Annotated in this window: 23 protein-coding genes; 10 read left to right on the top strand and 13 right to left on the bottom strand. The window is 67.5% G+C overall.

Translation table 11 applies throughout. The annotated features are described in order from the left end of the window. From DN387_RS25735 to DN387_RS25710, 6 genes are all read right to left on the bottom strand, one after another. On the bottom strand, positions 1 to 1,131 hold a 1,131-nt coding region (locus tag DN387_RS25735), incomplete at its 3' end, for an FtsX-like permease family protein (RefSeq protein ID WP_254506405.1). After that, positions 1,128 to 1,784, bottom strand: a complete 657-nt coding sequence (locus DN387_RS25730) for an ABC transporter ATP-binding protein (RefSeq protein ID WP_043860253.1) — start codon at positions 1,782 to 1,784, stop codon at positions 1,128 to 1,130. The genes DN387_RS25735 and DN387_RS25730, both read right to left, overlap by 4 nt. A 378-nt stretch (positions 1,785 to 2,162) precedes the next feature. Beyond that, the gene (locus DN387_RS25725) at positions 2,163 to 3,497 is read right to left on the bottom strand and encodes a sodium:proton antiporter (protein ID WP_043860236.1); all 1,335 of its coding nucleotides are present in this window, start codon (positions 3,495 to 3,497) and stop codon (positions 2,163 to 2,165) included. Positions 3,498 to 3,584: 87 nt separating this feature from the next. Then, positions 3,585 to 4,247, bottom strand: coding sequence for a hypothetical protein (locus tag DN387_RS25720; RefSeq protein WP_054914412.1), 663 nt, complete (start codon positions 4,245 to 4,247; stop codon positions 3,585 to 3,587). Between the two features lie 2 nt (positions 4,248 to 4,249). Further along, positions 4,250 to 5,410 (bottom strand): class C beta-lactamase, encoded by a 1,161-nt coding sequence (ampC, locus tag DN387_RS25715; RefSeq protein ID WP_082405696.1) that lies wholly within the window; start codon positions 5,408 to 5,410, stop codon positions 4,250 to 4,252. Beyond that, positions 5,407 to 6,213 carry a helix-turn-helix domain-containing protein gene (locus DN387_RS25710; RefSeq protein ID WP_054914413.1) on the bottom strand — a complete coding sequence of 269 codons (807 nt, stop codon included), beginning with the start codon at positions 6,211 to 6,213 and terminating at the stop codon, positions 5,407 to 5,409. The genes ampC and DN387_RS25710 overlap by 4 nt, the downstream gene beginning before the upstream one ends. A 79-nt stretch (positions 6,214 to 6,292) precedes the next feature. Here DN387_RS25710 and DN387_RS25705 point away from each other — a divergent pair, with 79 nt between their 5' ends. Beyond that, a complete protein-coding gene (locus DN387_RS25705) occupies positions 6,293 to 7,267 on the top strand; it encodes a bile acid:sodium symporter family protein (RefSeq protein WP_043860233.1) in 975 nt (324 codons plus the stop codon). Between the two features lie 80 nt (positions 7,268 to 7,347). On the opposite strand, the gene DN387_RS25700 is transcribed toward DN387_RS25705, so the two are convergent. Together DN387_RS25700 and DN387_RS25695 are read right to left on the bottom strand one after the other, a co-directional pair. Next, a complete protein-coding gene (locus DN387_RS25700) occupies positions 7,348 to 7,722 on the bottom strand; it encodes a DUF2784 domain-containing protein (protein WP_054914414.1) in 375 nt (124 codons plus the stop codon). Between the two features lie 9 nt (positions 7,723 to 7,731). Continuing rightward, on the bottom strand, positions 7,732 to 8,211 hold the full coding sequence (locus DN387_RS25695) for a GNAT family N-acetyltransferase (RefSeq protein ID WP_043860231.1): 480 nt from the start codon (positions 8,209 to 8,211) through the stop codon (positions 7,732 to 7,734). Positions 8,212 to 8,399: 188 nt separating this feature from the next. Between DN387_RS25695 and DN387_RS25690 the strand changes: the two genes are divergently transcribed. The 4 genes from DN387_RS25690 (at position 8,400) to DN387_RS25675 (ending at position 12,657) form a co-directional block, all read left to right on the top strand. Further along, on the top strand, positions 8,400 to 9,020 hold the full coding sequence (locus DN387_RS25690) for a LysE family translocator (protein ID WP_054914415.1): 621 nt from the start codon (positions 8,400 to 8,402) through the stop codon (positions 9,018 to 9,020). 19 nt (positions 9,021 to 9,039) lie between these two features. After that, complete coding sequence (locus tag DN387_RS25685; protein WP_054914416.1) at positions 9,040 to 9,912, top strand: alpha/beta fold hydrolase; 873 nt, start codon at positions 9,040 to 9,042, stop codon at positions 9,910 to 9,912. A gap of 164 nt (positions 9,913 to 10,076) precedes the next feature. Continuing rightward, positions 10,077 to 11,153 (top strand): HlyD family secretion protein, encoded by a 1,077-nt coding sequence (locus tag DN387_RS25680; protein ID WP_236171881.1) that lies wholly within the window; start codon positions 10,077 to 10,079, stop codon positions 11,151 to 11,153. Next, positions 11,143 to 12,657 carry an MDR family MFS transporter gene (locus tag DN387_RS25675; RefSeq protein WP_043860227.1) on the top strand — a complete coding sequence of 505 codons (1,515 nt, stop codon included), beginning with the start codon at positions 11,143 to 11,145 and terminating at the stop codon, positions 12,655 to 12,657. Before DN387_RS25680 ends, DN387_RS25675 begins: the two co-directional genes overlap by 11 nt. On the opposite strand, the gene DN387_RS25670 is transcribed toward DN387_RS25675, so the two are convergent. Continuing rightward, a complete protein-coding gene (locus DN387_RS25670; protein WP_054914418.1) occupies positions 12,658 to 13,419 on the bottom strand; it encodes a helix-turn-helix transcriptional regulator in 762 nt (253 codons plus the stop codon). 196 nt (positions 13,420 to 13,615) lie between these two features. Continuing rightward, entirely contained in the window at positions 13,616 to 14,524 is a 909-nt protein-coding gene (locus DN387_RS25665) for a LysR family transcriptional regulator (protein WP_173925050.1), read from the bottom strand. Between the two features lie 96 nt (positions 14,525 to 14,620). On the opposite strand from DN387_RS25665, the gene DN387_RS25660 reads away from it, so the two are divergent. Both DN387_RS25660 and ycaC read left to right on the top strand, forming a co-directional pair. Beyond that, complete coding sequence (locus DN387_RS25660) at positions 14,621 to 15,514, top strand: pirin family protein (protein WP_054914420.1); 894 nt, start codon at positions 14,621 to 14,623, stop codon at positions 15,512 to 15,514. A gap of 73 nt (positions 15,515 to 15,587) precedes the next feature. Further along, the gene (gene ycaC / locus DN387_RS25655; RefSeq protein ID WP_043860055.1) at positions 15,588 to 16,217 is read left to right on the top strand and encodes an isochorismate family cysteine hydrolase YcaC; all 630 of its coding nucleotides are present in this window, start codon (positions 15,588 to 15,590) and stop codon (positions 16,215 to 16,217) included. Positions 16,218 to 16,223: 6 nt separating this feature from the next. Here the strand turns inward: ycaC and DN387_RS25650 are convergent, their stop codons facing one another. After that, positions 16,224 to 16,625 carry a low affinity iron permease family protein gene (locus tag DN387_RS25650; protein ID WP_043860056.1) on the bottom strand — a complete coding sequence of 134 codons (402 nt, stop codon included), beginning with the start codon at positions 16,623 to 16,625 and terminating at the stop codon, positions 16,224 to 16,226. 79 nt (positions 16,626 to 16,704) lie between these two features. Between DN387_RS25650 and DN387_RS25645 the strand changes: the two genes are divergently transcribed. Next, complete coding sequence (locus DN387_RS25645) at positions 16,705 to 17,289, top strand: hypothetical protein (RefSeq protein ID WP_102063821.1); 585 nt, start codon at positions 16,705 to 16,707, stop codon at positions 17,287 to 17,289. Positions 17,290 to 17,291: 2 nt separating this feature from the next. Here DN387_RS25645 and DN387_RS25640 read toward each other — a convergent pair whose 3' ends face one another. Beyond that, positions 17,292 to 17,804 carry a DUF2938 domain-containing protein gene (locus tag DN387_RS25640; RefSeq protein WP_054914421.1) on the bottom strand — a complete coding sequence of 171 codons (513 nt, stop codon included), beginning with the start codon at positions 17,802 to 17,804 and terminating at the stop codon, positions 17,292 to 17,294. Positions 17,805 to 17,871: 67 nt separating this feature from the next. On the opposite strand from DN387_RS25640, the gene DN387_RS25635 reads away from it, so the two are divergent. Further along, positions 17,872 to 18,525: a metalloregulator ArsR/SmtB family transcription factor gene (locus tag DN387_RS25635; protein WP_043860058.1), complete on the top strand. Its 654-nt coding sequence runs from the start codon at positions 17,872 to 17,874 to the stop codon at positions 18,523 to 18,525. A 91-nt stretch (positions 18,526 to 18,616) separates the two neighbouring features. After that, the gene (locus tag DN387_RS25630; protein ID WP_043860059.1) at positions 18,617 to 19,114 is read left to right on the top strand and encodes a PaaI family thioesterase; all 498 of its coding nucleotides are present in this window, start codon (positions 18,617 to 18,619) and stop codon (positions 19,112 to 19,114) included. A gap of 50 nt (positions 19,115 to 19,164) precedes the next feature. On the opposite strand, the gene DN387_RS25625 is transcribed toward DN387_RS25630, so the two are convergent. Beyond that, positions 19,165 to 20,478 carry a hypothetical protein gene (locus DN387_RS25625; protein ID WP_054914422.1) on the bottom strand — a complete coding sequence of 438 codons (1,314 nt, stop codon included), beginning with the start codon at positions 20,476 to 20,478 and terminating at the stop codon, positions 19,165 to 19,167. Positions 20,479 to 20,643: the final 165 nt, after the last annotated feature.

Raw genomic sequence — 20,643 nt, 5'->3', positions numbered from 1 at the left:
CCAGGCCTGGGGCTGTGCCAGCGCCAGCAGCGGCAGGCGCGCGGCGCGCAGCAGGCTGCCGGCACCGGCCAGTGCTGCCCCGAGCAGGCTGATGGCCAGCCCGCTCAGCCACCAGTGCAGCGGCAGGCTCAGGTGCCCGGCCACCTGGGCGCCATACAGGCCGCGCAGGCTGGCGGCCACGTCACCCAGCAGCAGGCTGGCCAGCAGGTAACCGCAGGCCACCCCGGCCAGCCCGGCCAGCAGCGCGAACAGCCCCAGTTCGATGGCCAGGGCAGTCACCAGCGCACGCACACTCACGCCGCAGGCACGTAGGGTGCGCAACAGGCTGCGGCGCTGCTCCAGGGCCAGGCCGATGGCCGCATGCACGATGAACAGCCCCACCAGGAAGGCCAGCAGGCCCAGCGCAGTGAGGTTGAGGTGAAAGCTTTCGGTCAGCCGTTGCAGGTCGTCGGTGTCGCTGGCGGCCTGCACCACCAGTAGGTCGTTCAGGCCCTCGGGCAGCGCGGGCGGGGTGTAGCCGGCGGGTATCAGCAGTCGCGAGAGCTGTTGCGGTGCCTGCAGCAGGCGTTGGGCCTGGCCGATGTCGACCACCATTACCCCCGGGGCCAGCTGCGCCTGTACCTGCAACGGCGGCAGACGCTGACCGTCGCCGCTCAGCGGTTCGGCACCGGGCGCCAGGCCAAGGCGCTGCAGGGTGTCGGGTGCGATCCATGCCTGGCCCGGTGGGCCGATGAAGGCGGCGGGGTCGATGCGTTGGGCGGCCTGGCCGGCGATGGCGCTGCCGGGTGGCAGGCTCAGCGGCTCGATGCCCAGCAGTTTCACGCTGACCGGTTCGGCGCCGGCAAAGCGCAGGCGGCCTTCGAGCACCGGCGACACCGGCCAGCCGGCCCGGCGCAATTGAATGTAGGCGTGCTGGTCGAAGCGTTCGCCGTGGCGCGGGCTCACCTGCGCCTGCGCTGCGCCGGTCAGCAGCGCGTTGGCCCGCGCGTAGTCGGCGCGGGCCTGCTGGTTGAGCGCCTGGACCCCGGCCCACAGGGTGGTAGCCAGCCACAGCCCGGTGAGGATGCTGGCGCATTGCAGGGGGTGGCGCCGCCAGTGGCTGAGCAGCGCCTGCAGGCACAGGCCGATCATGCGCGTACCCGGCCCAGGTGCAGGGTCAGGCGCTGGTGCAGGCGGGTGGCCAGGTGGGCGCTGTGGGTGACCATCAGCAGGCTGCTGTTGCTTGCCCCGACCAGCTCCAGCAGCAGGTCGAGCACGTTTTCGCTGCTGGCTTCGTCAAGGCTGCCGGTGGGTTCGTCGGCCAGCACCAGTGCGGGGCGCGAGGCCAGTGCGCGGCCGATTGCCAGGCGTTGCTGCTGCCCGCCGGAGAGTTGCTCGGGGTAGCGTTGCAGTAGCGGCGCCAGGCCCAGGCGCTCGGCCAGGTGGGTGACCCAGGCCGGGTCATGGCGGCCGGCCAGGCGCGCCTGGAAGGCCAGGTTGGCGGCCACGTCCAGGCTGCTGATCAGGTTGTATTGCTGGAACACCAGGCCGATGCCTTGTCGGCGCCAGTGTGCGAGCCCGGCTTCGGTGCGGGTGTGTAGCGGTTGGCCGTCGAACAGAATGCGCCCGCTGTCGGGGCGTTCGAGGCCGGCTATCAGGTGCAGCAGCGTGCTCTTGCCGCTGCCGGACTCGCCCATCAGCGCCAGGCTGGTGGCGGCGGGCAGGTGCAGATCGACACCGCGCAGCACCGGCAGGGTGCCTTGGGCGGTGGTGAAGGTCTTGTGCAGGTTTTCGACGATGAGCATGGGTGAAGGGTAGGCCAGGTTGGGGCAGGTGGGTACATCGGGTTGTGCCATGGCGATTCTGCGGGCCAGGGTGGTTTTAAAAATGTGTGAGCCGGCCTTGCCGGCGAAGCGCCGCGCGAGCGGCGCTCGGTCTTGAGGGCGCCGGTGAACTCAAGTGTGCACTGTTTGGTTTTGGTGCGATTTCAAACCACCCGGTTGCAACGCTCCAAAGAAAGCTCCGGCGTGGGATCGCAGTGAGGGCCGATGCGCCAGCCAACACAGTTGCAGCGCCCATGAAATCGAGCGCCGCCCGCGCGGCGCTTCGCCGGCAAGGCCGGCTCCCACATTGATTGCAACGCACCATGGCCTGTGCGAAGGGTATTTCGCCAGCAGGGGCGGTCAGCCGCGCCGCCCGTAGTAGTTCAGCATCGGTTGCGTGCTCAGGCCATGCACCACGATGCTCAACGCCACCACCGACAGCGTGATGTTCAGGCACTGCGCCGAAAGCGTGCCGCCAAGGCCGTGGCTCAGGGCGTAGAACAGGTAGAACAGGCTGCCGATGCCACGAATGCCGAACCAGCCGACCATCAGCCGCTGGCGCAGGTCGAGCAGGCTGCCCCAAGGCATCAGCAACACGCTCAACGGGCGCACCACGCAGAACAACGCCAGGCCAAAGCCCAGTGCGCGCCAGTCCCAGTGGCTGGCCAGCGCCACGCCGAGCACGGTCACCAGAAACACTTCCATCACCCGCTCCACCAGGCTGCCGAAAGCAAGCATGTCGCCCATCATCACCCCGGCCGCCACCTGGGTGTCTTCGAGGTTGTCCAGGTCGCCATGCACCGCATTCTCCGGCGCGGCTTCCAGGTGCCCAGCCACCGGTTGCGCCAGGTGCTCGGACGGGGTCTGCGAACCGCCGGTGAAGCTCACCTCGGCCTGGCGCAGCCCCAGCCCGGCGGCAAACACCGCCAGAAACCCATAGGCGTGCAGGGTGTCGGCCACCACATACGCCAGTGCAATCAGCGCCAATGCCAGGTAGTCGTTGGGGGTGAGCGTGCTGTCGGCATGGCTGATGCGCAGGGTCAGGGTCAGGCGCCCCAGCAACTTGCCCATCCAGTAGCCCACCAGCAACCCCACCGGCATCGCCCACAGCAGGTCGCGCCACAACCAGGTGAACAGCGCCGAGCCGTCGACGGCCTGGCCCTGCACCAGCAGCAAGCCCAGCAGCACGAAGGGAAAGGCCACGCCGTCGTTGAGCCCGGCCTCGCCCGACAAGCCGAAGCGCAGCGGGTCGTGGTCCTGCGCATCGTTGACCTGCACCAGCGCTGCCAGCACCGGGTCGGTGGGCGCAAGGATGGCGCCGATCAGCAGGGCCGGCGCCCACGCCATGTCACCCAGGTAGTGCAGCACCACGCTGAAGCCACCGATGCTCAGCAGCATCACCGGGCCGGCCAGGCCGAATGCCACCCGCCAGACACGGCTGCGCAGCGGCAGGCGCAACTTCAGGCCACTGATGAACAGCGAGAACAGCAACGCGACTTCGGTCAGGTGCTTGAGCCAGCCGGCGGCGTGGTCCAGGTCCAGGTGCAACAGGCCCAGCCCCAGCGGGCCGATGCCGATGCCCAGCAGCAGGCACACCGCCGAGGTGGTCACCGGCATCCAGCGCAGGTACGACGAGGTCAGGGCCAGGATCAGCAACACGGCGCCGAACACGGCGATCCACAGGGTAAAACTCATCGAAGGCACCGTCGCATGGGGTCGGGCCAACGCTGGCCCCTGAGCATTCGAGGGGCGGGGTGCGGCAGAGGTTCACTGCACGCAGCATCAGGGCGCCGGGCTGTCGACCTGCTGCAGGCTGAAGGTGCCGGTGAGCGGGTTGCCCTGCAGCCTGTAGCACTGGCTGTGGTTCTTGCGCAGCCATGCAGTGCCCGCGTCGACCGGGCCGCAGTTGGAGGCGGGCATGGCATCGACGATCAGGGCGTACTCCAGGCCCTCGTCCAGCTGCTGCAGGGCAAACCCCGCACAACAGACCAGGGCCGCGGCAAAGAAGGGTTCGAACGTCGGCACTTTTTGCGCCGGGGCCGGGGCGGCGCCGGGGCGTAGTCTGCCAGCCGCCCTGCGCAGCCACTGGGGCAACAGCAGGTAGACCCCCAGCAGCATCAGCGAGAACGGGATGGAATAGAGCGCCCCATACACCACCGCCGCGTTGTCCAGGTAGTCCACCTCGATGCCAAAGCGCGCATTGAGCGCCCGTTGCGCAGACAGCTTGCACAGGTACACCACGACCACGCTGTACAGCAACGACCCTGGCCAGTAGCTGAGAAAGGCGAAGAGGCGCGACAGGTTCAGCAGCGCATAGATGCCGCCGGCCGCCAGCCCGCCGACCAGTATCAGGTTCGCGCCGAGGCTCGGCGGCAGGCGCGCGAAGCCCCACAGCCCGGCCAGCAGCAACAGCAGCTTGAGGGTGTCGCGTACCGGTTTGCTCACGGTCAGTGGCTACCTTCGTTCAAGGCGCCGAGGATCTGGTAGGCCAGCTTCACCCGCGCCTCGTTGGGGTAGTTCTTGTTGGCCAGGATCACGATGCCGATCCGCTGCGAGGGCACGAACGCCACGTAGCTGCCAAAGCCGTTGGTGGAGCCGGTCTTGTTGATCCACACCGCCTGCTGCGGGGCCAGCGGGGGTTGCAGCGGCGTGACGTCGAGGGTTTCAAGGGCCATGCGGCTGGCATTGCCGTCGAGCAGGGTCTGCAATGCGACCGGGTAGGGGTACTGTTCCCAGATCAGGTCCTGGGTCATGGGGCCCACCTGGTAGTAGCCGGTATGGGTGGCGGCAATGGCCTGCTTGAGGGGCGTATCGAGTTTCTCCAGGCCCATGTTCGCCTCGACAAAGCGCAGCAGGTCGTCACTGCTGGACTTCACCCCGTAGGCTTCGTCGGCCAGCACCGCAGGGCTCAGCCGGGCGGGGACGTTGTCGCGGGTATAGCCCTGGGCGTACATACGCTGCCAGTTGGCAGGTACCTGCAGATGGGTGTTGTTCAGGCCCAGCGCCGGAAACAGCAGGTCCTGCAGGGCGGACCGGTAGCTCATGTCCAGTTGGCGGGCGCTGATCACCCCGAGCAGGCCGATGCTCGGGTTGGCATAGGTACGCCGGGTGCCTGCCGGGTAGCTCGGGGTCCAGTGCTTGAAGTAGCGCATCAGTTGCCCGTTGTCGTGCACGCTGTCCGGCAACTGCAGCGGGAAGCCGCCGGCGGTGTGGGTCGCCAGGTTCAGCAGGGTGGTGTTTTCCAGGGCCCGGCCGCGCAGTTCGGGCAGGTAGCTGGCCGGGCTGTCGGTCAGCTTCAGCTTGCCGGTGGCCTGGGCATAGGCCGCCAGGGTGACGTTGAAGGTCTTGCTGATCGAGCCCAGTTCGAACAGGGTGTCGCGATCGACGGCCTGGCCGCTGTCGCGCGAGGCCACACCGAAGTCGTAGTAGTGGTGTTGGCCATTGACTGTCAGGGCCACGGCCATGCCGGGTATCGCGTGCTCCTGCATCACGGCCTGGCTGGCGGCCTCCACCAGGTTGTCGAGGTTGTCAGGCACGGTGGCGGCCCAGGCGGCAGGGCTGGCCAGCAGCAGGGCGCTCAGCAGGTGATGCGGTTTGAACAGGTTCACGTAATGGGTTTCCGGTGGGTCTGGAGGAATTCGCCCGGTGACAGGCCGAACTGTTTGCCAAAGGCGGCGATAAAGGCCGAAAGCGATTCGTAGCCGCAGGCCAGGGCCACGTCGGTGACGCGCTCGCCGCGGCTGAGTGCTGGCAGCGCACTGAGCAGGCGCATGCGCTGGCGCCAGGTACGAAAGGTCATGCCGGTGTCACGCAGAAACAACCGGCTCAGGGTCTTTTCCGAAACACCGTACTTCAGGCTCCAGGCTGCCAGCCCGGTGCTGTCCTCGGGGTGTGCCTGCAGGCGCCGGCACAGCGCACGCAGGCGGGTGTCCTGGGGCAGCGGCAGAATCAGGTCTTCCTGTGGGGCGCTGGCCAGCTGGTCGAGCAGCACGGCGACCAGGCGCCCGTCTGCGCCCTCGGTGTCGTAGGCCACCGGCAGGCCGCTGAAGGTGCGGATCAGCTCGCGCAGCAAGGCATTCACGCCGATCACCCGGCACTGGGTGCCCGGCCACACGCTGTGCTCGATGTACAGGCTGCGGATGCAGGTGTCGTCGGCGCAGCTGACCTGGTGGGGGGTATGCGCCGGGATCCACACCGCGCGCTGCGGCGGCACCACGTAGCGTCCGGCGCCGGTGTGCACATGCAGCACGCCCTGGGCCGCATACGACAGTTGCCCCCAGGCATGCTTGTGGCGAAAGCCCAGGGCGATGTTGGCCAGCGACTGCGCCTGCCCGTACAGCGGGCGCGGCAGTACCTTGAGCTCGCTCAGGGGCGGGATGCGCGGGGCGTGGGGTTGTCCTTTGGGCGACACTCTTGGGGTTCTGTCGTTAGTCGGAAAAGAAAAGAAACCTTACCGTCTGCGCCATCTCAATAACAAGACAGGACGTGACATGAAACACCTGCGGTTGCTGTTCGACAATTTCACCCTGGCCCTGCTCGGCGTGATTGCACTGGCCACTTTGCTGCCCTGCGAGGGCCAGGGCGCGGTGGTGTTTGGCTGGCTGACCAACCTGGCCATCGGGCTGCTGTTCTTTCTGCACGGCGCCAAGCTGTCGCGCGAGGCGGTGGCGGCCGGGGCAGGGCACTGGCGCCTGCACCTGCTGGTTTTTGGCTGCACCTTCGTGATGTTTCCGCTGCTGGGCATGCTGTTCAAGCCGCTGTTCCTGCCGCTGGTGGGCGACGAGCTGTACCTGGGCGTGCTGTACCTGTGCGCGTTGCCGGCCACCGTGCAGTCGGCGATTGCCTTCACCTCGCTGGCGCGGGGCAACATCCCGGCGGCGATCTGCAGCGCGGCGGCCTCCAGCCTGCTGGGCATCGTGCTGACGCCGCTGCTGGTGATGGTGCTGATGGGCGTGCAGGGCGATACCGGATCCAACCTCGATGCGGTGTTGAAGATCGTGCTGCAACTGCTGGTGCCGTTCGTGGCCGGGCAACTGGCGCGGCGCTGGATCGGCGCCTGGGTGGCGCGCAATGCACGCTGGCTGAAGACCGTCGACCAGGGCTCGATCCTGCTGGTGGTGTACACCGCGTTCAGCGACGCGGTGATCAGCGGGTTGTGGCAGTCGGTGCCACTGGTGCGGCTGCTGGGGCTGGCGCTGGTGTGCTGCGTGTTGCTGGCGGTGGTGCTGTGGTGCACGCAGTTGCTGGGCAAGCGGCTGGGGTTCAACGTGGAAGACCGCATCACCATCCTGTTTGCCGGCTCCAAGAAGAGCATGGCCACCGGTGTGCCGATGGCCCAGGTGCTGTTTGCCGGCGGGGCGATTGGCGCGATGATTTTGCCGCTGATGCTGTTCCACCAGATCCAGCTGATGGTGTGTGCGGTGCTGGCGCAGCGCTATGCGGCGCGGGAGGAGGTGAGCGCCTGATTCAGGTGCGGTGGTGACCGCTTCGCCGGCAAGGCAGGCTCCCGTAGGAGCCGGCCTTGCCGGCGAAGCGGCCTGAGCACTCACCGCAAGGCACGGCGCCTGCGCGAGTAGCACAACCACGCATAGACCCCCGCATTCACCACGAACACCAATGCCCCCAGCCACAGCTGGATGCCTGCCGTCAGCTTGGCCGGGTAGATCAGCGGTATCAGGTAATGCTCCACAAAGCTGTCGGGGTAGCCGGTGTCACCCGCCGCTGCACGCAGGCGGTTTTCCCACTCGGTCAGCGGGCAGGGCAGGTGCAGCACCTCCACCAGCACGCCCCAGGTCACGGCCGGCAGGTGCAGCCAGCACAGCCGCGGCCACCTGAGCACCAGCAACCCGCCCAGCATCACGAACACGATGAACGTCAGATGAGACAGTACCAGCCCGTCGGCGGCCAATCGAAAGAACATGGCGTGGTCTCAACCCTGGGCGAAGCTGCGCAGCGTTTCACCTTCCATGCGATAACGCACCCACTCGTCCTGCGGCTGCGCGCCGATGGACTTGTAGAACTGGATGGCCGGTTCGTTCCAGTCCAGCACGCTCCACTCCAGGCGCCCGCAGCCCTTGGCACAGGCCTCCTGCGCCAGGTGGCGCAGCAACGCCTTGCCCGCACCCGTGCCGCGGGCCTGGGGCGTGACGTACAGGTCTTCGAGGTAGATGCCCTGGGTGCCGAGCCAGGTCGAATAACTGAAGAAGTACACCGCAAAGCCGATGGCCTGGCCGTCACGCTCGCAGATCAGCGCCTGGGTGCTGCTGCCTTCGCCGAACAGCGTGCGCTCGATATCGGCGACCGTGGCGATCACCTCGTGGCGGGCACGCTCGTACTCGGCAAGCTCGGTGATGAAGGTGAGAATCTGGCTGGCGTCTTCGACGCGCGCGGGGCGGATATGTACGGGCATGGCGGGGCTTCTGTTCCGGAAATCGAGGAGGGTTATCCTAAGGCAATTGCCCCTCGAGGGCACGGGAAGCCTGGAGGGTAGTGAGGGCTCGCCAAGTGTAGTGCCACAATTGCCCCCAACTGTATCGCAGCGCTGCGCACCGACTTGGTTAGTGTCACTTCACAACAACACACCGCCGGACACCCGCCATGCTCACCTCGCTCAACCTGCTGATGGCCTTCGTGCTGTTCGCCTTCGTCTCCTCGATCACCCCCGGCCCCAACAACACCATGTTGCTGGCCTCCGGCGTGAACTTCGGTGTGCGTCGCACCATTCCCCACGCGCTGGGCATCAGTATCGGCTTCATGGTGCTGGTACTGGCGGTGGGCCTTGGCCTGGGCGAGCTGTTCAAGGCCTACCCGCTGGCCTACGGCGTGCTGCGCTACGTGGGCGCCAGCTACCTGCTGTACCTGGCCTGGAAGATCGCCAATTCCGGCCCGCTGACCAGCGCCGAGCCCGGCACGCGCAAGCCCCTGGGTTTCTGGGGCGCGGCAGCCTTCCAGTGGGTCAACCCCAAGGCCTGGGTCATGGCCGTGGGCGCCATCACCACCTATGCACCCAGCCAGGGCTACCTGACCAACGTGATCGTGATCGCCGCGGTGTTCGCCGTGGTCAACCTGCCCAGCGTGTGCGTGTGGGTGATGTTCGGCAGCGCGCTGCGCACCGTGCTGCAGGACCCACGCTGGCTCAAGCTGTTCAATTGGCTGATGGCCACACTGCTGGTGCTATCGCTGTATCCACTGCTGTTTGTAGAATCCGGTTTTGTGTAACCCCCCACAGCGAGTCCCGATGGAACTGATCCCCTGGTCGCATGACTGCGCCGAACACTTCACCCTGCGCGGCTGGCGCTCACCCGCCAGCGGCAAGCCGCTGCTGCATTTCATCCACGGCACCGGGTTCTGCTGCCTGGCCTACCAGCCGCTGCTGGAGCGCCTGGCCGAGCATTTCGACCTGTGGCTGTGCGATGTGCAGGGCCATGGCGACAGCGATCATGGTGGCGCCTTCGTGGGCTGGAACCGCAGCGCCGCGCTGGCGATCGAGGCCTTCCAGGCAGGCCGCGGCGAATACGGGCAGGTGGCGTGCTTTGCCATGGGCCACAGTTTCGGCGGGGTGCTGACCGGCTTGATGCTGGCGCTGGAACCGGGCCTGTTTCAGCGGGCGGTATTGCTTGACCCTGTGGTGTTCAGCCGCTCGATGCTGGGGGTGATGAGCGTGGCCACGCTGTTCGGCATGCACCGTCGACACGGCCTGGCACGCAAGGCCGCCACCCGGCGCAGCCACTGGCCCGACCGCGAGGCGGCCTACGCCGCGCTGCACGGACGCGGCATTTTCAAGGGCTGGCACGACGAGGCGCTGCAGGCCTATGTGGACCACGCCATCGGCGACTGCGGCGAAGGGGTGGTGCTCAAGTGCCGGCCTGCGCGCGAAGTGGACGTGTTCAGTTCGTTCCCTCGCGGGCTGTGGGCTGCCCTGGCCCAGGTGCAGACACCCGCACGGGTGCTGCATGGCATCACCACCTATCCCTTCGTACCCGTGTCGCTGGCGCGCTGGGCCCGTCTGAACCCAAGGGTCGAGCTGCGCGAGGTGCCCGGCGGGCACTGCTTCATGCAGGAAGATCCGCAGGCCTGTGCGAACGAGGTGCAAACCTACCTGCTGGGCTGATGGCAGGTTGTCCATTTCGCGACGAATACTGGCCTGTACGCTAGCGAACGCCAACCGCTGACCCCCTTAGAGTGCATCCTTGAACAACAACAGGGAGCACGAACATGAACCAGGCGGTCAGCCCCGAACCACCGGTTACCCAAGCCACCGAGCGCGTGCGCGTGATGACGCTGCGCCGCGCCCTGGGCGCAGCCGGCACGCTGGCGGTACTAGGGGTTGCCTTGTATGTGTGGCACAGCGGGCGCTTCAACGAACAGACCGACGATGCCTACGTGCGCGCCGACTGGGCGCCGATCAGTGCGCGGGTGGGCGGCTATGTGGCCCAGGTCAGCGTGGCCGACAATGCCGTGGTCAAGGCCGGCGACCTGCTGGTGCAGCTGGACGACCGCGACTATCGCCAGCAGGTGCGCCAGGCCCGTGCGGCGCTGGCCGCCAGTACCGCTTCGGTGCAGGCGCAGCAGGCCGTGCTGGTGACCCTGGCGGCGCAGCTGGAGGGGCAAGGGCAGGCGATTGCCCGTGCCGCCGCCGAGCGCGAGGCGGGCGGTGCCGAGGCGCGGCGCGCCGAACTCGACTGGCAGCGTTACCGCCAGTTGATCGGCATGAACGCGGTGAGTGCCCAGCGTGCCGAACGCGCCAGCACCACACGCACCCAGGCGCAGGCCACGCTCAAGGGCGCGGACGCCGGCTGGGCCATGCAGCGGGCCCGGCACCAGGTGCTGGCCAGCCAGCAGCGCGAGGCCCGGGCCGAACTGGTGCGCCGCGAGGCCGAGCTGGTACAGGCCGAGGCGGCCCTGGCCCTGGCCGAGAACGCCCTGGCCGACACCCAGGTACGGGCGCCCTTCGACGGCGTGGTGGGGCAGCGCAAGGTGCGTGTGCAGCAGTACGTCAGCCCCGGCCTGCCACTGCTGGCAGTGGTGCCGGTGGAGCAGGCCTACGTGGTGGCCAACTTCAAGGAAACCCAGCTCGAACACATGCGCCCGGGGCAGCGCGCGACCCTGGAGGTGGACACCTTCGGCCGGCACTGGCAGGGCACGGTCGACAGCGTCTCGCCCGGCTCGGGGGCGGTGTTCGCGCTGTTGCCGCCCGACAACGCCACCGGCAACTTCACCAAGATCGTGCAGCGCTTTGCCGTGCGTATTCACCTCGACCCGGTGGAACCCGGCACGCCGCGGCTGCTGCCGGGCATGTCGGTGATCGCCACCATCGATACGCGCACGGCGCAGGTGCGCGATGAGCACTGAAGACAAGGTATCGCTGCGCGCGTGGGTGGCGGTGATCGGAGGCTTGTTCGGCTGCTTCATGGCGGGCATGAACGTGCACGTCACCAGTGCCGCGCTGCCGGAAATCGAAGGCGCGCTGGGGGCGACGTTCGAGGAAGGCTCGTGGATCTCCACCGCCTACCTGGTGGCGGAAATCACCATGATTCCGCTCACCGCCTGGCTGGTGCAGGTGTTCTCGCTGCGCCGGGTGATGCTGGTGGGCTCGCTGGTGTTCCTGATCAGCTCGGTCAGTTGCGCGCTGGCGCCGAACCTGCAGGCGATGATCGCCATCCGCGTGATCCAGGGCGCTTCGGGGGCGGTGCTGATCCCGCTGTCGATGCAATTGATCATCACCGAGCTGCCGCCGAGCAAGATCGCCCTGGGCATGGCCTTGTTCAGCCTCTCCAACAGTGTGGCCCAGGCCGCCGGGCCGTCGATCGGCGGCTGGCTGACCGACGCCTATTCATGGCGCTGGATCTTCCTGCTGCAACTGCTGCCCGGGGTGGCGCTGCTGGCGGCGGTGGCGTGGTCGATCCCGGCGCAGGCCGGCGACCGCGCCCAGTTGCGCGGCGCCGACTGGCTGGGCATCGCGGCCATGGCGCTGGGGCTGGGCGCGCTGCAGATCGTGCTGGAGGAGGGCGGGCGCGAGGACTGGTTCGATTCGGCGTTCATCGTCACCTTCAGCGTGATTGCCGTGGTGGCGCTGGCGCTGTTCGTGCAGCGCCAGCTGTGGGGCGCGCGGCCCTTCATCAACCTGCGCCTGCTGGCCAGCTACAACTTCGGCGTGGCCAGCCTGGCCATGGCGGTGTTCGGGGCGGCGACCTTCGGGCTGGTGTTTCTGGTGCCCAACTACCTGTCCCAGGTGCAGGGCTACAACGCCCGCGAAATCGGCATCAGCCTGATCGCCTACGGCATGGTGCAGTTGCTGCTGGCGCCGCTGCTGCCGCGCCTGATGCGCTGGCTCAACGCCAAGGTGCTGGTGGCCAGCGGCTTCGCGATCATGGCGCTGGGCTGCTGGCTGGGGGCGCACCTGTCGGCGGACGCGGCGAAGAACGTGATCATCCCCTCCACGGTGGTGCGCGGGCTGGGCCAGCCGCTGATCATGGTGGCGCTGTCGGTGCTGGCGGTGAAAGGGCTGGACAAGGCCCAGGCCGGCTCCGCCTCGGCGCTGATATCGATGCTGCGCAACCTGGGCGGTGCGGTGGGCACGGCGCTGCTGACGCAGCTGGTGTCGTTGCGCGAACGGTTTCACGGGCAGCGTATCAATGAGAGCCTGACGCTGTTCGATGCACCCGTGCAGCAGCGTCTGCCCGGCGGGGTGCTCGATGCACAGGCCCCGGCGCACCTGCAGGTGCTGGCGCAGCTGGACCAGACGGTGCATCAGCAGGCCTACCTGATGGCGTATTCGGATGCGTTCTATGTGTCGTGCGTGGCGTTGGCGGTGTGTGCGCTGGCGTCGCTGCTGCTGCGCCAGCATGCACGCTGACTAGTCGGCGTCGGGCTGGCCGTAGGCCGGGGTCTTGCCGAAGTAGGCACTGGGCGAGACCCCCAGGGTGCGGCGGAACATGGCGCTGAAGGCGCTGGGGCTGTCGTAGCCCAGGTCCAGCGCCACGTTCAGGATCGAGTGCCCGGCGGCCAGCGCGTCGAGGCTGGCCAGCAGGCGCAGGCGGCGCAGCCACTGGATGAAGCTCAGGCCGGTTTCGCGCTGGAAGGCGCGGGTCAGGGTGCGTGCGTTGAGGCCGCTGTGGGCGGCGGCGCGCTGCAGGCTCCAGGGGCTGGCCGGGTCGTCGCGCAGGGCCTGGCACAGCGCGGCCAGTTGCGGGTCGACCGGCAGCGGCACGTACAGGGCCAGAATTGGCAGCACGCGGATCTCGTCCAGAATCAACTGCATCACCCGCTCGTCACGCCCGCCGGGCGGGTAGTCGGCGGGGATGAGCATGGCGCTGATGATCAGTTGGCGCAGCAACGGCGGGATGTCCACCACGCGGCAGGTCAGCGGCAGGTCGGGGCGCGCGTCGGAGGCGACGAACAGGGTGCGCATGCGGACCTGGCCGGCCATCTTCAGGTCGTGTTCGACGGCGGCGGGCACCCATACGCCGCGCCCTGGCGGAACCACCCAGCAGCCCTGGCTGGAGTTGACCGTGATCACCCCGCTCAGGGCATGGATCAGCTGGGCGCGGTTGTGGCAGTGCGGGGCGATGCGCTCGCCGTGGGGGTAGTTTTCTGCCAGGGGGACAATCGGCTGCATGGCGGTGCGTTGGGATTGAGGGTGGGGGGGCAGTATGCCTGATGATCGGTGGGTGCAGGTTCAGCGAATGCTGTGCATTCGATCGCGGGGCAAGCCCGCTCCCACAGGTACAGCGCCTATTCAAAGAGTGCCGCAATCCCCGTGGAAGCGGGCTTGACCCGCGATCTGGCGCATAGCGCCAGCAAACCCTGGCACATCAATCGATCCCGCTCTGGGCAAACTCCTGGGCCAGAAAATCCAGCAGGTGCCGCACCGAAGGCAGCAGCCCGCGCCGTGAGGCAAACACCGCGTGCACCAGCCCGCATTGCGGCGCCCAGTGCGGGGTGGGCTGCACCAGCTCGCCACGGGCAAGCTCGTCGCGGATCACCACCAGTGGCAGGTGCACCACCCCCACGCCCGCCAGCGCCGCCTGGCGCAATACCACCAGGTCGTCGGTCACCAGCCGCGGCGTGTGCCGCAAGCTGGCCGTGGCGCCGTCCGGGCCATTGAGCTGCCATTGATAATCGCGCTGCGGGTTGCCCCAGTGCAGGCTCGGCAAGGCGGCCAGGTCGGCGGGCACGATGGGCCTGGGCAACGACGCCAGCAAGCCGGGCGCGGCCACCAGCAACTGCGTGCTGTTGGCCAGCACCTTCATCACCAGGTCGCTGCTCTCCAGCGGCGGCACCCGCACCCGTAGCGCAATGTCGATGCCTTCCTGGATCAGGTCCACATGGCGGTTGGTGCTCTCGATATGCAGCTGCACCAGCGGGCACTGCACCATGAAGCGCGACAGCATCGGCCCCACCCAGAAATCCAGCAGCGCCGTGGGGCAGCTCAGGCGCACTATGCCCTGGGGCTCGGCACGGTGGCGCTCGATCAGCTCGGCCGCACCCTCGGCCTCCACCAGCATGGCCACGCAATGGCGGTGGTAGGCCTGCCCGATGTCGGTTACCGAAAAATGCCGGGTGGAACGCTGGATCAGGCGCACCCCGAGGCGCTCCTCGAGCCCGGCCACCCGCCGGCTGAGTTTGGACTTGGGCATGTCCAGGGCACGGCCGGCGGCGGCAAAGCCACCGTGCTCGACCACCTGGGCGAAGTAGTACAGGTCGTTGAGGTCTTCCACCACTGTTCTCCAAATGGAACGCTGAGGGCACTTTACGCTATCTACCGCCTTCAGCGTTGCGCCCTTATCGTTGGCTTCATGCACGAGAGGAGGTAGCTCATGAAAAAGATCCAAGGCGTCTACAGCAGCCCGCACCCGCATTGGGTGGGTGACGGCTTCCCGGTACGCAGCCTGTTCACCTACGACAACCTGGCCCAGCACATCAGCCCGTTCCTGCTGCTCGACTACGCCGGGCCCCATGCCTTCACCCCCACCAGCGCCCGTCGCGGCGTCGGCCAGCACCCGCACCGCGGATTCGAAACGGTGACCATCGTCTACCAGGGCGAGCTGGAGCACCGCGACTCCACCGGTGCCGGCGGCCTGATCGGCCCGGGCGATGTGCAGTGGATGACGGCCGCGGGCGGCATCCTGCATGAAGAGTTCCATGCGCCGTCGTTCGCCCGCAGTGGCGGCACCCTGGAGATGGTGCAGTTGTGGGTCAACCTGCCGGCACGGCACAAGTCTGCCCCTGCCGGCTACCAGACCCTGCTGGCCGCCGACATCCCCAGCGTGGCGCTGCCCGGCGGTGCCGGCAGCCTGCGGGTGATTGCCGGTGACTACCACGGCCATCGCGGCCCGGCGCGCACCTTCACGCCGATGCAGGTGTGGGACCTGCAGCTCAAGCCCGGCAAGCCCGTGCGGTTGCCTGCCCAGGCCGGTCACAGCAGCGCCCTGGTGGTGCTGCGCGGCCAGGTCACGGTCAATGGCGAGCGTTCGGTGGGCCCGGCACAACTGGTGCTGCTGGAGCGTGCCGGCGACGAAGTGCTGCTGCAGGCCGACAGCGAGGCGGCGGTGCTGTGGCTCAGCGGCGAGCCGCTGGATGAACCCATCGTCGGCTACGGCCCGTTCGTGATGAACAGCGATGCCGAGATCGAGGCGGCGTTCGCCGATTTTCGCGCCGGGCGCTTCGGCCAGATGACCAATGGCGGCGGCACTGTCACACGCGCCGACTAGGGTCTGTATGCAACTCACGTTTGTCCCAACTCCGGCGCCACGGCGCCGGACCACCCCTGCAAGGAGTATGACCATGAGTGTTCCCTACACCCGTCTGGACAAGAACAACGCCGCCGTGCTGCTGGTCGACCATCAGGCCGGGCTGCTCTCGCTGGTGCGTGACATCGAGCCGGACAAGTTCAAGAACAACGTGCTGGCGCTGGCCGACCTGGCCGAGTACTTCAAGTTGCCCACCATCCTCACCACCAGCTTCGAAAGCGGCCCCAACGGCCCGCTGGTGCCCGAGCTCAAGGCGCAGTTCCCTGACGCGCCGTACATCGCGCGCCCCGGCCAGATCAACGCCTGGGACAACGAAGACTTCGTCAAGGCGGTCAAGGCCACCGGCAAGAAGCAGCTGATCATCGCCGGTGTGGTTACCGAGGTGTGCGTGGCGTTCCCGGCGCTGTCGGCGATTGCCGAAGGCTTCGAGGTGTTCGTGATCACCGACGCCTCCGGCACCTTCAACCCGATCACCCGCGACGCGGCCTGGGACCGCATGTCGTCGGCCGGTGCGCAACTGATGACCTGGTTCGGCGCAGCCTGCGAACTGCACCGCGACTGGCGCAACGATGTCGAGGGGTTGGGCGCGCTGTTCTCCAACCACATCCCCGACTACCGCAACCTGATCACCAGCTACAACACCCTCACCGGCGCCAACCAGTAGCCCGCCTCACTGCGCGTCGCCGCGCCTGCCCCCGGTTTCATCGGCGGGCAGGTCGGTGGCGCGGTCTTCGCCGATCTCCCGGTACTCCTTGAGCAATTGCTTGAGCTGGCTGTTGTCCAGCTGGTCGAGGTTCATCAGCGCGTTGTGCGCCGCCTTGGTCGAGCGCAGCAGTTCGTCGAGCTTGATGTGCAGCACGTCGTTGTCGCGGTTCTGGGTGTTCTGGATGACGAACACCATCAGGAAGGTGACGATGGTGGTCGAGGTGTTGATGATCAGCTGCCAGGTGTCGTTGTAGTCGAACCACGGCCCGGTGACGGCCCAGACCACGATCAGTACCAGTGCGATGAGGAAGGTGCGCGAGCGACCGGCCTGTTTGGCCAGGCCCTGGGCGAAGCGTTCGAATTTCATGGCAGACTCTTGTGTGGGGATCTACTGGGTAGACCCTGCGGGGTTGCCGAAATTCTTTGTAACATCAGGGGAAGACGACATGGGGCAGGACCACGGGGCACCGACGCACCTGGTGCGGGTGATACCCACCGATTACGGCCAGTTCGTGCTGGAGCTGAACAATGGCGAGCACCGCTTGCTCAAGGGCCTGGTGCTGACCCGCGAGCTGGGCTGGAGCGAGCTTGCCAACCCACGCAAGGCGCGCCAGCGAACCTTCAGTGCCACCCAGCTCGGTTGGCCGGGTGGGCGTACGCTGGGGCTCGACTACCTGCTCGCGCAGGCACAGCCGATGAACGAGCGCGAGCTGGGCTGGCAGTCGGTGGACTTCTCCCAGTGCAACCGCGCGCCCACCCCGGAGCACGACACCCACCACGTGTACTACGTGAGCCTCAAGCCCTTCGACCCGCAGCCATTCGGCCTGGGCGAGTCGATTCACGGCGGCCATGGCGAGCGGGGCGGCATGTTTTCCTTCGACCTGGCCGGGCTTGTGGCGTGGCCCAACTGGCGCGAACACTTCGAGCTGGCCGGCTGTGGCTGGGCCATTGCTCTGGTCGACGCCAACACCACGGATGCGCAGGCATTGCTGGACGTACTGATAGACGCCTGGTGCCAGCGTGAGGCCTGAGCTCAGCCCCGGGGCATCAGGCCCAGGCCATTGAGCAGCAGCGCCGCGACGAACAGGCTGACCCCGAACGCCGTGTGCGCTGCCAGGCTACGCAGGCGTGCCACCTTGGGGTTGGGGGTGCGACGGGCCAGTACGCCTGCGCCCATGCCCGGCTGCAGAATGAAGAACGGCGCCACCAGCGTGCCGATACCGATCGCCAGCGCCGGCAGCAGGGTAGGGCTGTGGGCCCAGCCGATGCCGAAGATCGCCAGCAGCAGCCCGGCGTACAGCACCCCGATCACATAGTGCGTCGCCCAGCCCAGCAGGGCTTCGCCCGGTACGGGCGGCGCCTTGGCGATGCTGTCATGAATGAACTGACCATGTCGCAGGTGCGCCACCCAGCGCCCGACCATCGGCCAGCTGGGCGTGGGCACCTTCAGCAGCCGCTTCTGTGTTTCGGCCCACAGGTCGGCCAGCGCCGTGCCCAGCAGCCCGATCAGGCTGGCACTGGCGATGAAGTGAAGCAGAGGGGACATGGCGTTGCTCCTGAATAAAACATTCAATGAATTGATTGAATGATTGGCGAATGATAGCTTCCTGTCAATGACCGACCTTCCTCAGCAACATTTCATCGATATCGCCGAGCTGGCCCGCACCCTGGGCCATGCGCATCGGCTGCACCTGCTCGAACACATCGCCCAGGGCGAGCGTGCGGTCGAGCGCCTGGCCGAACTGTGCGGGTTGTCCGTGGCCAACACCTCCCAGCACCTGCAGCACCTGCGTCGCGCCGGCGTGGTACAGACCCGCCGCGACGGCAAGCGCGTGCTGTACCGCCTGGGTGGTGGGCCGATCCTGGAGGTGCTGGCGGCACTGGGGCAGTTCGCCGAGCACAACCGCCTGGCGGTGCGCGAGCTGCTGGCCGACAGCATGAGTGCGCAGGAGCGCCTGGAGGCGATGTCGCGCGACGAACTGGTGCAGCGCCTGCACGAGCAGAGCATCACCCTGCTGGATGTGCGCTCCCACGAGGAATACGCCCTGGGGCACTTGCCGGGGGCGATCAGCATGCCACTGGACGAGCTGCAGCAGCGCCTGGCCGAACTGCCGCAGGACCAGGAGATCGTTGCCTACTGCCGGGGCCCCTGGTGCGTGCTGTCGAGTACCGCCACCGCGGCCTTGCGCGAGCACGGCTTCAAGGTGCGCCGGCTCGACAGCGGCCTGCCGGACTGGCAGGCGGCAGGGCTGCCGGTGGAGGCCTGAGCCTCTGCGGCGGCCCCTGGCGCTTTCGCGCGCGGGCCTGGCAGCGTTACCATCGACGGTCTGACTTTCCATAAAAACAATCAGGAAGCCTATGAACGCCCAAGCCTTACCCCTGCAAGACCTCGCCGCGCCAGAGGGCGTGTGCTACGGCTGCGGTACCTCGCACCCCAGCGGCCTGCACCTGAAAAGCCACTGGGCCGAGGACGGCAGCCACGTGCTGTGCCGGCACGAACCCGATGCCACCTTCACCGGCTGGCCGGGGCTGGTGTACGGCGGGTTGCTGGCGATGCTGGTGGACTGCCATTCGAACTGGACCGCCATGGCCTGGCACTACCGCGCCGAAGGCCGCGAGCCGGGCAGCCTGCCGCGCATCGACTGCGTCACCGGCAAGCTTTCGCTGACCTACCTCAAGCCCACCCCGATGGGCGTGGAGCTGGTGCTCAAGGCGTGGGTCGAGGGTGAGGTGGGGCGCAAGAGCCGGGTCATCTGCGAAGTCTGGGCCGGCGACGTGCTCACCGTGACGGCCGACTCGGTGTTCGTGCGCGTCGACACCGAACGCCTCAAGCAACAGGCCCACGCGACCGTGTAACCCCGGGGGCGATGGCCTTGGACATGTCCCTGGCCGTCGCCCCAGCCAACTCAGAACGGCATCGCCAGCGTCACCTGGCTGTACAGGTTGGTGCCATTGCCGCCCACCTGATTGCCCCCCGTGTTCTCGTCCTTTTTCGGCTGGTACAGCCCCACCAGCGGGCTGACGATCAGGTGCGGGCTGACTGTCCATTCCACGTACAGGTCCAGCTCGCGGGCACCTAGGTTCAGCGCGTTGCGTGTGTGCAGGGTATCGAAGTCGAAATACAGCGCGCCCAGGGTCAGGTTTTCCAGTGGCTTGGCCACCAGGCCCAGGTGATGCACCCCGGTATTGCTGTTGAACGGCCCCGCGTAGTTGGCCGCCACCTCACCCTGGAACCAGGTGCCGTAGCCGGTGCTCAGCCCGGTGAACAAGGCATCCCAGCCTTCGGAATAGCGGGTGTAGCGGTAGGTCAGGCTCGGTGCCCAGGGCAGCTCGGCGAAGGTGTAGCCGGCCTCGGCGTACCAGGCCTTTTCCGGGCCGGCCTGCTTGTCCTGCCAGGCGTATTCGAAGGCGAAGCTGGCGTTGTCGATACCGGCGTTGCCTTCGCCGCGCAGGCTGTAGGTGTCCATGCCGTCGCGTTGGCGCTGGAATTCGCTGGCCCATTGCTCGGTGACGCCCAGGCCGTGAATCCAGGTCAGCCCCAGGGTGCCGGCCGCGGTGGTGTAGTCCAGGGTGCCGGCGGCCAGTTCGGTCTCGGCCTGGGCGCGGTTGTCGGACTTGAGCCACAGCACGCTGGCGTGCACGCCACGCTCGCCGCCCAGGCGCAGCACGGCGGTGCGGTCGAAGGCGTGGCGCGCCGCCAGGTAATAGGCGCCGCCACGGTCCAGCGCGCCGTCGGCGGGGCCCTTGCCGAGGTTGGGGCCATCGTCGTTGATCAGAAAGCCGCGGCCCAGCTTGACCACCTGACGGCCGAACGAGGCATCCACGCCATCCTTGCCCAGCAACGGGAACAGCTCGCCGGAGCGCCAGCCGAGGTAGGCGTCCTCCAGCTTGGTGGTGCGCTCGGTGCCGTCGGTGTTGCCGGCTGCGTCACCATCGCCCCAGGTGGCGGAACTGACCCAGCTGAGTGCGCCGTAGGCACTGCCGTTGCCGGCCAGGCGCTGGTCGCCGCTGATTCCATACTTGATGAAGCCCTCGCGCCAGGTCGAGCCGCCGGGCGTGGCGTCGTAGTTCTTGCGGCTGTTGAACAGGCCGTACACCGCCAGGATGTCGGCATTCAGGTGGGACTCGTCATCGGCGTAGAGCTCGATGGCCTGGGCTGATGGCTGGGCCAGCAGCGCAGCCAGGCTGAGGGCGGCAAGCAGGTGAGGGTGCAGGTTCATGGTGGTGGGGTCCCCGGGTTGGCGTGAGTGGTGGCCATTTAGGGCGGGGACGGTGGGGGCTGTCTTTGATCTGGCTGCCACATGGATTGATTGTGTGCGCCAGGCGGGTAGGTGCCGGGGTGCTTGCCAGAAGCAGGTTGCTTGGGGCTGTGAGGTCGGCTTCTG

Origin of the sequence: Pseudomonas sp. FBF18 (assembly GCF_024261405.1) — a bacterium.
In the GTDB taxonomy this organism is placed as follows: domain Bacteria; phylum Pseudomonadota; class Gammaproteobacteria; order Pseudomonadales; family Pseudomonadaceae; genus Aquipseudomonas; species Aquipseudomonas palmensis.
Note: the sequence above shows the minus strand (reverse complement) of the source record. Positions and strands in the feature narration are given on the sequence as shown.